The organism is Flavobacterium oreochromis (assembly GCF_019565455.1).
Taxonomy (GTDB): Bacteria; Bacteroidota; Bacteroidia; order Flavobacteriales; family Flavobacteriaceae; genus Flavobacterium; species Flavobacterium oreochromis.
The window spans coordinates 1,376,956-1,391,485 of record NZ_CP067377.1; the positions used below are offsets into that span (position 1 = coordinate 1,376,956).

General features: G+C 32.7%; 11 protein-coding genes and 2 pseudogenes. 5 read left to right on the forward strand and 8 right to left on the reverse strand.

Annotation, left to right across the window (positions count from 1 at the left end):
• A complete protein-coding gene (panD, locus tag JJC03_RS06620) occupies positions 1-351 on the reverse strand; it encodes an aspartate 1-decarboxylase (RefSeq protein ID WP_088397511.1) in 351 nt (116 codons plus the stop codon).
• 14 nt (positions 352-365) lie between these two features.
• Positions 366-1,214 (reverse strand): pantoate--beta-alanine ligase, encoded by an 849-nt coding sequence (panC, locus tag JJC03_RS06625; RefSeq protein ID WP_235874196.1) that lies wholly within the window; start codon positions 1,212-1,214, stop codon positions 366-368.
• A 107-nt stretch (positions 1,215-1,321) separates the two neighbouring features.
• On the opposite strand from panC, the gene JJC03_RS06630 reads away from it, so the two are divergent.
• From JJC03_RS06630 to glmS, 4 genes and pseudogenes are all read left to right on the forward strand, one after another.
• Entirely contained in the window at positions 1,322-2,131 is an 810-nt protein-coding gene (locus tag JJC03_RS06630; protein ID WP_088397509.1) for a glycogen/starch synthase, read from the forward strand.
• 4 nt (positions 2,132-2,135) lie between these two features.
• Positions 2,136-3,515: a DUF4270 domain-containing protein gene (locus JJC03_RS06635; RefSeq protein WP_235874197.1), complete on the forward strand. Its 1,380-nt coding sequence runs from the start codon at positions 2,136-2,138 to the stop codon at positions 3,513-3,515.
• Positions 3,497-3,772: a DUF4270 family protein gene (locus tag JJC03_RS06640; protein WP_258932487.1), complete on the forward strand. Its 276-nt coding sequence runs from the start codon at positions 3,497-3,499 to the stop codon at positions 3,770-3,772. Before JJC03_RS06635 ends, JJC03_RS06640 begins: the two co-directional genes overlap by 19 nt.
• A 1-nt stretch (position 3,773) precedes the next feature.
• A pseudogene (gene glmS, locus JJC03_RS06645) lies at positions 3,774-5,618 on the forward strand (glutamine--fructose-6-phosphate transaminase (isomerizing)).
• A 58-nt stretch (positions 5,619-5,676) separates the two neighbouring features.
• Here the strand turns inward: glmS and JJC03_RS06650 are convergent.
• The 5 genes and pseudogenes from JJC03_RS06650 to JJC03_RS06670 all read right to left on the reverse strand — a co-directional run bounded on the left by JJC03_RS06650 (position 5,677) and on the right by JJC03_RS06670 (position 13,562).
• Positions 5,677-7,593, reverse strand: coding sequence for a S9 family peptidase (locus tag JJC03_RS06650; protein WP_235874199.1), 1,917 nt, complete (start codon positions 7,591-7,593; stop codon positions 5,677-5,679).
• A 97-nt stretch (positions 7,594-7,690) separates the two neighbouring features.
• Positions 7,691-10,915, reverse strand: coding sequence for a reprolysin-like metallopeptidase (locus JJC03_RS06655; protein WP_235874200.1), 3,225 nt, complete (start codon positions 10,913-10,915; stop codon positions 7,691-7,693).
• 208 nt (positions 10,916-11,123) lie between these two features.
• A pseudogene (tyrS, locus tag JJC03_RS06660) lies at positions 11,124-12,433 on the reverse strand (tyrosine--tRNA ligase).
• Positions 12,434-12,837: 404 nt separating this feature from the next.
• Positions 12,838-13,257, reverse strand: a complete 420-nt coding sequence (locus JJC03_RS06665) for a hypothetical protein (protein WP_235874201.1) — start codon at positions 13,255-13,257, stop codon at positions 12,838-12,840.
• Positions 13,254-13,562 (reverse strand): transposase, encoded by a 309-nt coding sequence (locus JJC03_RS06670; protein WP_235874202.1) that lies wholly within the window; start codon positions 13,560-13,562, stop codon positions 13,254-13,256. The genes JJC03_RS06665 and JJC03_RS06670 overlap by 4 nt, the downstream gene beginning before the upstream one ends.
• A 41-nt stretch (positions 13,563-13,603) precedes the next feature.
• Here JJC03_RS06670 and JJC03_RS06675 point away from each other — a divergent pair, with 41 nt between their 5' ends.
• Positions 13,604-14,389 carry a transposase gene (locus tag JJC03_RS06675; RefSeq protein ID WP_258932490.1) on the forward strand — a complete coding sequence of 262 codons (786 nt, stop codon included), beginning with the start codon at positions 13,604-13,606 and terminating at the stop codon, positions 14,387-14,389.
• On the opposite strand, the gene JJC03_RS17515 is transcribed toward JJC03_RS06675, so the two are convergent.
• Positions 14,386-14,514 (reverse strand): hypothetical protein, encoded by a 129-nt coding sequence (locus JJC03_RS17515; RefSeq protein ID WP_258932492.1) that lies wholly within the window; start codon positions 14,512-14,514, stop codon positions 14,386-14,388. The two genes, JJC03_RS06675 and JJC03_RS17515, sit on opposite strands and share 4 nt — an antisense overlap.
• Positions 14,515-14,530: the final 16 nt, after the last annotated feature.

Consider the following 14,530-nt stretch of genomic DNA (forward strand, 5'->3'; position numbering starts at 1 on the left):
TTATTGTAGTGAATTATTTTCTTCGTTAGGGAAAACAATAGAAGGTTTGAAATTTTTAGCTTCACTCATTTCAATGCTTCCATACGAAATAATAATAATAATGTCTCCTTGATGTACTTTGCGTGCAGCAGGACCATTTAATGTGATTTCACCACTGTTTTTAGGACCTTTGATAGCATAGGTTTCTAAACGTTCTCCATTGTTTACATTAACAATGGATACTTTTTCGCCTTCAAAAATATTTGCGGCTTCCATTAACACTTCGTCAATAGTGATACTCCCGATATAATTTAGATCGGCACCAGTTACTTTAACTCGGTGAATTTTTGATTTAACAACTTCAATTCGCATGGTGCAAAGTTATATTATTTTAATGAAATGTTATCAATTAAACGTATATTGTTTATAAAAACGGCTATAAAAGCGCGATACAGTTTGTTAGATTCTTTTTCTTTACAGGTTTTTAGGGTTTCTTCTTCTGCTATTTCAAAATATTCTAGTTCAAATAAAGATTGTTTTGAAAATTCTTCTTCAACCCATTTTGTTAGATTTTCAGGGGCTTGGTTATGAAAATTATTTTGTACCGTAGTTAATGTTTTGAAAATAAATGATGCTTCTGCTTTTTCTTTCGGAGATAATCGTTGATTTCTTGAGCTCATTGCTAGTCCATTAGGTTCTCTGTAAATTGCACAGCCTATAATGTTGACCGGAATAAGGTAGTTTTTAACTAGCTTTTTAACGATTTGTAATTGTTGGAAATCTTTTTCTCCAAAATAAGCATTTGTAGGATTTACAATTTCAAATAATTTTTTAACAATAGTCCCTACACCATCAAAATGACCAGGTCTATGTTTTCCCTCCATTTCAAATTCTAGACCATCATATTTAAAATGTGTTGACACAGTATTGCCCTCATATATATCATCAATATTAGGAGCATATACTATAACGTTAGAATTGAGAGAGTTAATTTTACTTAAATCCTCTTCTAGCGTTCTAGGGTATTTCTCAAGATCTTCCGAGTTGTTAAATTGTGTAGGGTTTACGAAAATACTCACAACAGCAAGGTCGTTATGAGCTAAAGCTTCTTGTATTAATGACAGATGCCCTTGGTGCAATGCTCCCATAGTAGGAACAAAACCAATTGTCTTTTTTTGGTCTAAAAAAGTATGTAAATGTCTTTTTAATTCGCTTTTTTGGGTAAATAAAGGCATATAAAATTCTTAAAATAAGTGCAAAATTACTATTTTAGTCGTTATCTCCGTAAAAATTTGTAATTTTGCGTGGATTTGTGTCCAATAAACAAAACAGTAAAGTAAAGATGGAGGATAAAAGGATATTGTATGTATCATCCGAATTAGTGCCCTATTTGCCTGAAAATGAGGTGTCTTTGATGTCGTTTGATTTGCCAAAAATGATTAACGACCAAGGAGGGCAAATTAGAATTTTTATGCCGCGTTATGGAAATGTAAATGAAAGAAGGCATCAGTTACATGAAGTAATTCGACTTTCAGGAATGAATTTAGTGGTCAATGATGTTGATATGCCTCTGATTATCAAAGTTGCTTCTATACCCAAAGAGCGTATTCAGGTGTATTTTATAGATAATGATGAGTATTTTAAACGTAAGTCTACTTTTACTGATGAAGAAGGAGTCTTGTTTGAAGATAATGATGAACGCGCTATTTTTTTTGCAAAAGGAGTTGTTGAAACAGTAAAAAAATTAAACTGGGTTCCAGATATTATTCATGTTCAAGGATGGATGGCATCTCTATTGCCTATTTATATGAAACATTATTATAAAGATGATGCCTTGTTTTCTGAAACCAAAATAGTTACATCTATTTTTAAGGAAGGTTATGAAGGTATACTAGATGCTCAAATCTCTAAAAAAGTCCAATTTGATGGAGTCCCGCAGGAGGCAATTCAAGAATTAGATAATCCAACTTATGAGAGTTTGATGATGGCTGCTATTAATCATTCAGATGGGGTAGTGATGGGGTCAGAAGAAATATCTCCAAATTTAACAAAATTTATAGAAGCTTCTAAAAAACCTTTTTTACCTTTCGCACCTAAAGATGTATTTGCTGAAGCTTATACAGAATTTTATAAAACTCAAATATTAGGTTAATAGAATGAAATTCAATACTTTTGAAAAAATTTCAGTAGCTTTGCTTTCTGTTTTTTTCTTGTCTTGTGATCAAGACTTTAATACATTGGGGGCTGATTTAGTAGGAGGTGAGACTTTTGGTTTTTTAGCAGGCGAAGATAAATCAAGTAGTATAACTATTAACGATCTAGATTTAGGTGCAGTTCAGACTAATAACCTTCCTATAAATCATTTAGGCTTTTTAAAAAATGATGATTTTGGAGAAACAACAGCTTCTTTTGTTACCCAGCTGCAATTAGCAGATGTGGCACCTGTATTTAATAGTGGTGTTGTTGTAGATAGTGTAATTCTTTCAGTACCCTATTTTAGTACTAAGTTAAGCACTGATGCTAATGGTAAAGGATCTTATAGATTAGATTCTATTTACAGTAGTACAAAAGATTATTATACAGATTTTAAGACAGATAAATTAAATACTTTTAGTCTAGAAGTTTTTAGAAATAATTTTGCTTTGAATGATTATGACGTAAATGATATTACAAAAAGTGCAAAATATTATTCAGATCAAGAAAATATATTAGACGTAGTTGTAGGAGCAAAATTGAACAATTCAACTAATCAAAGTGAAAATGTTAATTTTAGACCCAATCAAGCGGAATTTGAAAAGCCAAAAATTGATGCAGATCAAAATTTATTGCCTATAAAAGATATTCCTGCTAACGTTGATGCTCGTTTTTCTCCTCGTATGCGTTTGCATCTGGATAAGTCTCATTTTGAGAATACTATTATAAATGCAGACTCAAAATATTTAATTAATAACAATGCTTTTGTAAATTATTACAAGGGATTAACTTTTAAAGTATCAGGAAACCAGGGTTTTATGATGGCTTTGGATTTTAAAAAAGGTGATGTAACAATACATTATAAACAAAATAAGGCTGATGGAACAACAGGAAAAGAGATGAAAACTTTAGTCCTAAAAATGACAGGTAATACTTTAAATGTTTTAAAGCATACTAAAGCAGCAGCATATGCCAATGCCTTATCATCAAGTGCTCCAACAGATAATTTGTTTTTAAAAGGAGGTCAAGGATCAATAGCGGAAATTAAAATAGATCAAGCTTTAATAGATGATTTAAAAAATAAAGGAGCCTTAGTTAATGACGCTAGTTTATATTTTACAGTAGATCCAAGTTACGTAAGTTCATTAACTAGTGCGGCGAATAATTCTTTTTATTATTTGAATCCAATGCGTTTATATTTATTTAATGCAGAAAAAACGAGATCATTGTTAGATTATTCAACTGATATTACCAAAGTGAATGGTTTTCCTAAAAAGATAAATATGTTCATGGAGGGATATTGCAAAAAGTCAATGGAAAATATATGTATAGAATTCGTTTGACAGATCATATTAATCAGATTTTAAACGATAAAACAGGTATATATACAAATGTAAGATTGGGGCTTGCAGTTACAGAGAGTATTTATATTACTCCTGAAGTACAAGGTCTATCGGCTATAAGTACGTTAAAAAATACAACAGGTATTCTGAAAAGTATTCCATCAGGTAGTGTAATAACCCCTTTAGGAATTGTCTTGGGAGGAATGCAGGGAGAAAACAAAGTTCAATTTAAAATAAGCTATACTAAACGAAATTAATATGTGTGGAATCGTAGGTTATATAGGATATAGAGAAGCTTATCCTATTGTAGTAAAAGGATTAAAAAGATTAGAATATAGAGGTTATGACAGTGCTGGTTTAGTGTTGTACGATGGAGAAGATTTGAAATTGTCTAAAACGAAAGGAAAAGTTTCGGATCTAGAAGATAAATCTAAAAATGAAATATCGTTAAACGGAACCATAGGTATCGGACATACTCGTTGGGCTACACATGGAGTTCCAAACGATGTGAATTCACATCCTCATACTTCTAATTCAGGAGATCTAGTTATTGTTCATAATGGAATTATTGAAAATTATGAGCCTTTAAAAAAGAATTAATTAAAAGAGGTTACGTTTTTCATTCAGATACAGATACTGAAGTATTAGTTAACTTGATAGAAGAAGTACAAAAACAAGAAAATATTAAATTAGGAAAAGCAGTTCAAATTGCTTTAAACCAAGTTGTAGGAGCTTATGCAATTTGTGTTTTTGATAAGAAAAAACCAAATGAAATTGTTGTAGCAAGATTAGGTAGTCCTTTAGCAATTGGAGTGGCTGAAAATGAATTTTTATAGCTTCAGATGCTTCACCTTTTATTGAATATACTTCAAATGCAATCTATTTAGAAGACGAAGAAATGGCTATTATTCGTCTGAAAAAGGATTAAAAGTGAGAAAAATTAAAGATGATTCATTAGTACATCCTTATGTTCAAGAGTTGAAAATGAACTTAGAGCAAATTGAAAAAGGAGGTTATGATCATTTCATGTTAAAAGAAATTTACGAACAACCTAGCGTAATTAAAGATACTTATAGAGGACGTTTGCATTCTAATGAAGGAATCATTAAAATGGCTGGTGTTGAAGATAATTTAGAAAAATTTACTAATGCAAATAGAATTTTAATCGTTGCTTGCGGTACTTCTTGGCATGCAGGATTAGTGGCAGAGTATATTTTTGAAGAATTTGCACGCATCCCTGTAGAGGTAGAGTATGCTTCTGAATTCCGTTATAGAAACCCTATTATTAGTGATAAAGATGTAGTAATAGCTATATCACAATCAGGAGAAACAGCAGATACTCTAGCGGCTATTAAGTTAGCAAAAGAAAAAGGAGCTTTTGTTTTTGGTGTTTGTAACGTGGTTGGATCTTCTATTTCTAGAGAATCACATGCAGGAGCTTATACTCATGCTGGGCCAGAAATTGGGGTAGCTTCTACAAAAGCATTTACAACTCAAATTACGGTTTTAACCATGATTGCTTTACGTTTAGCTAAGGCAAAAGGAAGCTTATCTAAATCGGATTACCATCGTTATTTATCTGAATTAGAGTCTATACCAGATAAAGTTGAAGAAGCATTATTAACAAATGAAGTTTCAAGGGAAATAGCAGAGGTTTATAAAGATGCTACAAATTGTTTATATTTAGGTAGAGGATATAACTTCCCAGTTGCTTTAGAAGGAGCCTTAAAATTAAAAGAAATTTCGTATATACATGCTGAGGGATATCCAGCAGCAGAAATGAAACATGGCCCTATTGCATTAATTGATGAGCAAATGCCGGTAATTGTTATCGCTCCTAAACAAGGGCATTATGATAAAGTAGTAAGTAATATACAAGAAATTAAATCACGTAGTGGTAAAATAATTGCAGTGGTAACTAAAGGAGATGAGCAAGTACGTTCTTTAGCAGATCACGTAATTGAAATTCCTGAGTGTTCAGATGCCTTATCACCATTATTAACAACTATTCCTTTACAATTATTATCTTACCATATAGCAGTGTTTAGAGGTTGTAATGTAGATCAACCAAGAAACTTAGCTAAATCGGTAACAGTAGAATAATTGTTTGCTATATAATAAGTTTATAAAGCGGTAGTCTAAAAACTACCGCTTTTATTTTTTATAAAGTTTCTTTAAGCCATTTGAAAAATTCACGTTGCCATACCAGTGCATTTTGTGGTTTTAAAACCCAGTGATTTTCTTCTGGAAAGTGTAAAAAACGACTTTTTATACCTTTTAGTTGAGCTGCTTGAAAAGCTTCTTGACCTTGTCCTAGTGGAACTCTATAGTCTTTTCCGCCTTGAATAATTAAAATAGGAGTGTTCCAGTTATTAATCAAGTTAATAGGATTAAATTCAGTATATGTTTTTTGCGCAGTAATATTATTTTTTTCCCAATAAGGACCTCCTGAATCCCAATTTGTGAAGAAAACTTCTTCTGTTGTGCCATACATGCTTTGAGTGTTAAAGATACCGCAGTGAGAAATAAAAGTTTTAAAGCGATTTTTGTGAATTCCTGCTAAATAAAATACGGAATAACCGCCGTAGCTTGCACCTACTGCACCTAGTCGTGTTTTATCTACATACGATTCTTTAGCTACCTCATCAATAGCTGATAAATAATCATTCATAACCTGACCTCCCCAGTCTTTGCTGATTTGTTCATTCCATTTTACCCCATGACCTGGCATTCCTCTACGGTTTGGAGCAACTACAATATAACCTTGTGAAGCAATGGTTTGAAAATTCCAACGGAAAGAATAGTATTGAGTTAATGCGCTTTGAGGCCCTCCTTGACAATATAATAAAGTAGGGTACTTTTTTGAAGGATCAAAATTAGGAGGCAGTATAACCCAAACAAGCATTTTTTTTCCATCAGTTGTTGTAACATAGCGTTTTTCTGTTTTACATAAGGCTAAATTTTTGTAAGCTTCTGTGTTAACATGAGTTATTTGATTCCACGATTTATTTTTGAAATCATACGAATAAATTTCTGAAGCATGATTCATATCGTTTCGGGATAATAGAATCTGATCAGGTGTAAAATCTATAATTTGGGTAATATCAAAATCGCCATTTGTAATTTGTTTGACACTAATTGCTACTTTCGTTAGTCCAGGGAAATTAACTTCAAATAATTGTTTTGTTCCATCTATAGGAGCTAAAAAATAAACTTTTTTACCATCTTTACTCCATTTAAAACTTTCAACAGTTCCGTCCCAGTTTGCAGTTAGATTAATTTCAGTTCCTTTGTGTTTTACAATAATATCATTTTTATCAGCTTCATAACCATCCTGTTTCATTTGTAACCAAGTAAGATCGCCATTAGGTGAAAAATCAGGATGGGTGTCATAACCAGGATTATTAGGAGTTAGGTTTAAAGTTTCCTTAGTTTCAATATTATATTGATATAAATCTGTATTCGTACTTGTAGCGTAAGCTGTTCCAGTCTTTTTTTTAGAAACATAAATAATATTCTTGCTATCTGGAGACCAAATATAATCTTCATCACCTCCAAAAGGTTTTTGAGGGGAGTCGTAAGGCTCACCTTCCATGATATCTATAGGAGGGGCTAAACGAACGTTAGGAGCAGCTACTCCTCCAAAAAACACATGATTGTAGGTTCCATCTCTCCATGTGTCCCAATGACGGTAATCTAAACCATCGTATACCTGAGCATCTGATTTAGATAATTCAGGGTAAAAATCTTTTCCTAAAACAGGAGTTATTTTTACTTCTTTATCAGATAATAAAAACATTCCATCAGGAGAAATATTTTTGTTTTTAATCAGTTCTTTGTACTCTTTAATTTCTACAGGGGTACCACCTGTAATAGGAATGACGTAAAATTTACTGCTTAGTTTATTTTCTTCAATAGATGGAGTAGCCACCTTGTAAACAATGTTTTTACCATCTTTTGATAGTCCAAGGGGGGTTACGCGACCCAGTTTCCACAATAAATCAGGTGTCATGATATTTTGTGCAATTCCAGAATTAATACTCATAAGCGTTACGCCTAATAGCGCTAGTTTTTTCATTTTTGATCTTTTTTTGCTAAAATAATGATTTTATTTACAAAAAAAGCTATCTCCTGAGAGATAGCTTTTTGGTTGGGGGTTGAGTTAATTATCAAAGTTATTCTTTGATAAAGCGTTTAGTAACTGTTAAATTTAGATCCGTAACTTCTAATATGTAGTTTCCAGTTCTGCAGTTAGTTACATTTATTTTTTCATTTTCTACTTTTCCTTCTAATACTGTTTGACCAACTAGGTTATACACTCTATAAGTTGCTTGCTCAGAAGCACCTTGAATAGTCAAGATATCAGAAGTTGGAATAGGATATATTGCAATATCTAATTTTGAAATATTTCTTTCATTTTCTTTTGCAGAAGAAGTGATATTAATCGTATAATCTTCAACTTGACCATAAGGAAAAGTTTCGCAAGCAGTTGGTACTCCATTATATTTCATAGAAACTCTCATTCTTGTTGCCCCTAAACTAGCAGTTGTTGGAATTGTAAAAGAGCCAGCAACAGATGTTGTTTTTGAAGCTGTTTTAGTCCAAACCGTCTCACCTGTATCTGCAAAGTCACCATCTTGGTTATAATCAATGTAAACAGCATAACCTTCAGGGTAAATTGTAGAAGTCCAAGAAGGAGTAATTGTTATAGTTTGAACAGTACCTTTTGCAGCAGAAGTTGATTTTGTTGTAAAATTTTCATATCCAATAGTCCCTGTTGAACTATTATTAATTGATCCCATTACAACTTTACCTATCTTTTCGTCAGAAGTGCTGTTCCCTTGTGATGTACAATAAGTAAATGAATTGGAAGAAGTGGTTACACTAATAATATTACTAGCATTAGAAACATTACCAGCTGCATCTTTAGCTTTTACGGTAAATGAATAGGTTGTAGAGGCAGTTAATCCGGTTACACTGTAAGTAGTAGAACTGGTAGAACCTACTAGAGTAGCTCCTTGGTAAACATCGTATCCTGTAACTCCTACGTTATCAGATGCGCCACTCCAAGATAAATTAGTTGAAGTAGCGGTTGTGCCAGAAGCACTTAATGTAGGAGCTGTAGGAGCTGTAGTGTCAGCTGCTGGAGCAGACGTTGTAACGTTTGTTATATTACTAGCATTAGAAATATTGCCAGCTGCATCTTTAGCTTTTACAGTAAATGAATAGGTTGTAGAAGCAGTTAACCCTGTTACATTATAAGTGGTAGAAGCGGTAGATCCAATTAGAGTAGATCCTTGATATACATCATATGCTGTTACACCTACATTGTCTGTTGAAGCGGTCCAAGATAAGTTGGTTGTTGTTTGTGTGGTTCCAGAAGCTGTTAGAGTAGTAGGGGCTGTAGGAGCTGTAGTGTCAGATGAGCCTGTTGTAACGGTAATGTTAGCATTGTTAACATCAAAGAAGATGTGGTTAGACCCTTTTACCATAATTCTACCTTTAGTAGTAGCAATATTAGGGATTGTTACATTTTCTGTACCATCATTTGGCGTTTCAGTTAATATAGCTGTCCAAGTAGCACCATTATCTGTTGACCATAATATGTCTACATTAGCACAGTTAACTCCATTGGCAGTTGTACCAGCTACATTCCAAGTTACTGCTTGTGTAGTTCCTCCTGTATAAGAAGTCGTACTTCCTTGAGAGGTAATAGCAAAAGGTCCAGCAGTACCATTTACGGTTACAATCATATCATCTGAGTTATTAGCAGAACCTCCTGCTCTGTTGTCACGAACAGTAAAACGGAAATTCATTGTTCTAGCCACAGATGGTAATGCTTCTACTAAAATATCTGTCCCTTGAGTAGTAGTAGCTCCAGTTAAAATTGAAGCTATTTGAGGGAAGTATCTTGACGGAGAAGTTGTAGGGTTATAAGATCTGAATATAGGACCAGCAGTTTTAGTAGTGCTAGCCGCAGAACTAGCGCCGCTTTGTGTAGCAGTAGCACTGTCAAACTGTTCCCATATATAAGTTAAAGCGTCTCCATTAGCATCTGTACCTGTACCTGTAAGTATAAAAGGAGTGCTTTTAGGAATAGTAAAATCTAGACCAGCGTTTGCAGTTGGTATTGCATTGCCAGTTGCTGTGTTTACGGAACAAGTTTTTGATTTTACATTGTTTGTTACTTGTTGAATGCTATAAGCATGGAAATAAGCGTCTGAATGCGGTTGTACGTCTTGAGAAGTAATACCTGCATATCCCATGATGGTAGATCCAGATCCAGGCTCCATATTAGCTCCGCTTCTTTCCGTACTATGGGAATGAGTGTGATTAGCACCAAATTGATGTCCCATTTCATGAGCAACAAAGTCAATGTCAAAATTATCTCCTGAAGGAATCCCGTCATTAGGTGAGGTGTATCCAGAACCTTTGTTCTTATCTGTTGTGCTTGAGGTATCATCTACACAAATACATCCAATGCACCCAGCGTTACCGCCACCGCCTGTAGCACCAAAAAGATGTCCTATGTCGTAAGCTGCATTACCAATTGTATTCGTTAGATTATTTTGTAGTTCTGTATTCCAAGCACCTCCTGCACCTGTAGATGCTACTGAATAAGGATCAGTAGAAGCATTAGTATAGATAAGAACGTCATTGTTAGCAATTAGATTCATTCTAACATTAAAATCTTTTTCAAAAACACCATTTACGCGAGTCATTGTTGCATTCATAGCGGCTAATGCTTGTGCTCTGGTGCCTCCAAAATAAGCGGTGTATTCTCCTGTTACAGATAACGCCAATCGGAAAGTTCTTAAAACGGCATCATCTGCATTAGGGCGTAAATTTGATCCTGAAGTTCTAAGGTTGGGTTCAATTTTATCAATTACTTTGCATTCAAAAGCATTTAAATCTTGTTTTTTGTCTGCTTTTTTATAAACGGAATAGGTTTTTAAATCTTTTGAGTACGGCTCTATGAAGGATGCAGATTTTCCTGCGCTTAATGTCATTGATTTAAATCCTAGCGGAGACATACTAAAATAAGCTGTTGCTGTTGGGTTATCAATCCCTATCCCGATATAAGATCGAATTTCAGGATATTTAGCCTGTAAGATAGGATCCATGTTAGAGTTTTCATAAACTCTAAATTTTTCTAGATTACCTTCAGAATTTGGAAGAGAAATAATTGTTGCTGCAGAAGAACGACTAAATCGATTAGAAGATTTAGATAATTGTTCTTTGATTAAATCAACATTTAAGTCAAATAGATTCTTTTCAGGAAGTTGTATTTTACGCTCTAATACATTTCTGTGGTTAGCATTTGTACGTTTCCACATGCCATCTTGAGCCAATACAACCCCAGTTGCCAATAAGGCAATTGAAAGTAGTTTCTTTTTCATTTTTATTGGTTGGTTGGTGTTAATAATGGCTGCGAATATATTTATATTTTTTTAATAAAATGAAATAAATTATAACAAATTCTATTAAAAAAAATAATTTAATATATATATACTGTAAAATATTAGTGAAAATATTTCTAAATCTTTTGTTTTTTTAATAAAAAAAGCCGCTTTTAAAAGCGGCTTTTTCTCAATTAAAATGTTCTATTTAGTTGATTTTTATAACAAAGTAGTTCTTTTTTCCTCTTTGTAATAATACGAATTGATTATTGATAAGGTCTTTTGTCTCTAGAATAAATTCTTCTGTTACTTTTTCTCTATTAATAGAAATTGAATTTTCTGTTAATGCTCTGCGTGCTTCACCATTTGATTTTAAAAAACCAGTTTTAGCATTTAGAACGTCTACTATATTGATACCTTCTTCAATATCCGTTCTTGAGATTATTGCTTGTGGAACTCCTTCAAAAACTTCTAGAAAAGTTTCAGAATCTAAATTTTTAAATCTTCTGAAGTTGAGTTTCCAAACAAGATGTTAGAAGCAGCAATGCTTTTTTCTAAAGCCTCTTTACTATGTACAAAGGTCGTTACTTCTTCAGCTAATTTACGTTGTAATACCCTTAAATTAGGAGCCTGACGATGTTCTTCAATAAGACTATTTATAGTCTCTTCATTTAAGAAAGTAAATATTTTAATATATTTTTCAGCATCAACATCCGTAGTGTTTAACCAAAATTGGTAGAATTTATATACCGAAGTTTTGTCAGCCGTTAACCAGATATTACCTCCTTCCGTTTTTCCAAATTTAGATCCATCAGCTTTTGTAATTAAAGGACAAGTTAAGGCATAAGCTTTAGCTCCTTCTTCCTCTGTATCTACATTCATTCTACGGATTAATTCAGTACCTGTAGTAATGTTTCCCCATTGATCACTACCTCCCATTTGAAGTTTGCAACCATAAGTTTTGTGTAAGTGGTAAAAATCGTATCCTTGAATTAATTGGTAAGTAAATTCAGTAAAAGACATTCCATCTCCTGTTTCGCCTGATAAACGTTTTTTAACAGAATCCTTAGCCATCATATAGTTAACCGTAATGCGTTTTCCTACATTTCGAGCAAAGTCTATGAATGAAAAAGTTTTCATCCAGTCATAATTATTTACTAATACAGGAGCATTAGCGTCAGTAGCTTCAAAATCAAGATATTTAGATAAAACTGACTTAATGCCTTCAACATTTTTAGAAAGGCTTTCTTCATCTAATAGATTACGTTCGTTACTTTTTCCAGATGGATCTCCAATCATTCCTGTCGCACCACCTACTAACGCAAATGGTTTATGACCAAAGTTGCGTAAGTGTACTAATAAAATGATAGGAACTAAGCTTCCTATATGTAGTGAATCAGATGTTGGGTCAAATCCTATATATGTTGCCGTGCTTTCTTTTAACAATTGTTCTTCTGTTCCAGGCATCATATCGTGTACCAGTCCACGCCATTGTAATTCAGCAATTAAGTTTTTCATTATTCAAAAAATTTTTGCAAAGATAAGTTTTTAGAATTTAGATTGAAGAATTCAGAAATTAGATTTTTAAGCTACTTATTAATCTTTAAAAAAGTCCTACCGAAGTAGGATTAAAGATTTATAATCTATATAAAAAATAAATCCCACGGAGTACGCGGGATTTTAGATTTCTCTACGGCATATAGCCTTATTGTGATAAGATTAAAGATTAGAATAATTTTATCTGATACAAACTTAAATAAAAAAATTATAAAGTATATGGTTTTCCGTGTTTTATAAAAAAATGTTTTTTTATATTGAGCTGATTTAAACTTTTAGCAAAATTAAGGCGAATGCTAAATAATGCCAATTTAACCAGTGTTTATCACTTTTGTCAAAACGAATTAAAAGTGTTTTAAAGCTATCTAACCAAGCAAAACATCTTTCATTAACAAATATTTTTTGATAAATAGCGCTATTGTAAAAACGTTTTTTTCTCGTTTTTTGGTTTTTCTATTTCTGCTATTTTCCTTTATGTTTGGTAAAACATTCCTGCGCATTAAAGCTCTTCTAAACTTCTTACTATCAAAACCTTTATCTGAATTTAAGATACTGTTTTGAAGATAAATCCCTTTGAGTTTTAAGTCTTTTACCTTTTTTGAAAATTGAGGAACGATACAAAACAAATCATTATGGTTGCCTTTTAAAATAGTTCCTATTGCTATTGGAATTCTCCTACCATCAGTCATAATTAAAACATTAGAAGTTTTACCTTTTTTTCGATATTGATATTCTGAACTTTCAGCTGCTTTTTTGACTAAACTATGGGTTCCATCGAGGTTCAATTTTTCGGTATCAAGCTTATCCTTTTTATTTCTAAATACGTGCTAAACATTTGTTCAAAAACACCTTGCTTACACCATTTTCTATAAAAATAGTAAACTGTTTGCCAAGAAAAAGGAACTTTAAAACTTTCTATATCAACAAATAAGGAATCCCACTGACATCCTGTTTTTAATTTATGAACAATACATTTAAAAATATCTAGTGAGTTGAAACTACGGGGAAAGCCTCTTTTATTTTTAGGAATAAAGGGCAAAATATAGTTTTCTAATTCGTTTTTTGTTAATTTTGAAAGTGAGCAATTCATCTTTTTGTAACTTGTTGATTAGTAAATATAAATTACATTTTTTGAATTGCTTTTTTATTTTTAAAAAGTTTAAATCACTTCATCTTGAAAAAATTGGATTTACGCCTGTTATTTTAAAAACCGAAGGCCGTCCCAGTTTCAAGACTGAAGTGTTTCTTAAAATCTATTTATACGGTTATTTAAATGGGATACGTAGCTCGAGAAAGTTAGAAAAAGAATGCATTCGTAATATTGAAATGCAGTGGCTTTTAGCTGATATTCGCCCTAACTATCACAGCATTTCTGATTTCAGAAAAGAAAATCCTAAAGTACTCGAGAAACTCTTTAAACTATTTCTTTCTTTTTTAAAAGATGTAGATTTAATTGCTGGTGAAACCATTGCTATTGATGGGACTAAATCTAGAGCACACAATGGCAAAAAATCGAATTTTAATCAAAAGAAAATCAATAAACACTTGGCTTATATCGACACCAAAACCCAAGAATATTTGGATGAATTAGAAAAAAATGATGAAAAAGAGAATGTAGTTAAAATCAACAATATTCAACAAAAAATAGCACGTTTACAACAAAACAAAATCAGATATGAACTCCTTGAAAAACAACTCAAAGTGAGTGGTGAGCCTCACCCGAACTCGAAGGAGCGAACTGACGAAGTAAATAAGCACCATAGAATTCCCATAGTGAGTGGATGGAATGCAATCGGTTCCGTTCAACAGAGGTTTACTTCACTGAGTTTCTATTTTGTTTTGGTGTTCAGTGATTACAATTCATTGTTCGTGCTTCGCACGCAACGAAACCTTAGCTGTTATGTGGCGTTTTTCTAACCTTCAGCAGATCCATCTTCGTTTTCAAATAATTGTCTGTTCGTGATAAATTCTTGTTGAAGTTTGTCTAAATATTCTCTATAGTCTTCACGATGGTACCTAACAATCATTAGCCCACCTCTCATTTCTGATAATGCATCA

Excerpts from the sequence above, each read along its gene's own strand:
- panD (WP_088397511.1), bottom strand. The coding sequence starts at position 351 with ATGCGAATTGAAGTTGTTAAATCAAAAATTCACCGAGTTAAAGTAACT.
- panC (WP_235874196.1), bottom strand. The coding sequence starts at position 1,214 with ATGCCTTTATTTACCCAAAAAAGCGAATTAAAAAGACATTTACATACT.
- JJC03_RS06630 (WP_088397509.1), top strand. The coding sequence starts at position 1,322 with ATGGAGGATAAAAGGATATTGTATGTATCATCCGAATTAGTGCCCTAT.
- JJC03_RS06635 (WP_235874197.1), top strand. The coding sequence starts at position 2,136 with ATGAAATTCAATACTTTTGAAAAAATTTCAGTAGCTTTGCTTTCTGTT.
- JJC03_RS06640 (WP_258932487.1), top strand. The coding sequence starts at position 3,497 with ATGTATAGAATTCGTTTGACAGATCATATTAATCAGATTTTAAACGAT.
- JJC03_RS06650 (WP_235874199.1), bottom strand. The coding sequence starts at position 7,593 with ATGAAAAAACTAGCGCTATTAGGCGTAACGCTTATGAGTATTAATTCT.
- JJC03_RS06655 (WP_235874200.1), bottom strand. The coding sequence starts at position 10,915 with ATGAAAAAGAAACTACTTTCAATTGCCTTATTGGCAACTGGGGTTGTA.
- JJC03_RS06670 (WP_235874202.1), bottom strand. The coding sequence starts at position 13,562 with ATGAATTGCTCACTTTCAAAATTAACAAAAAACGAATTAGAAAACTAT.
- JJC03_RS17515 (WP_258932492.1), bottom strand. The coding sequence starts at position 14,514 with ATGAGAGGTGGGCTAATGATTGTTAGGTACCATCGTGAAGACTATAGA.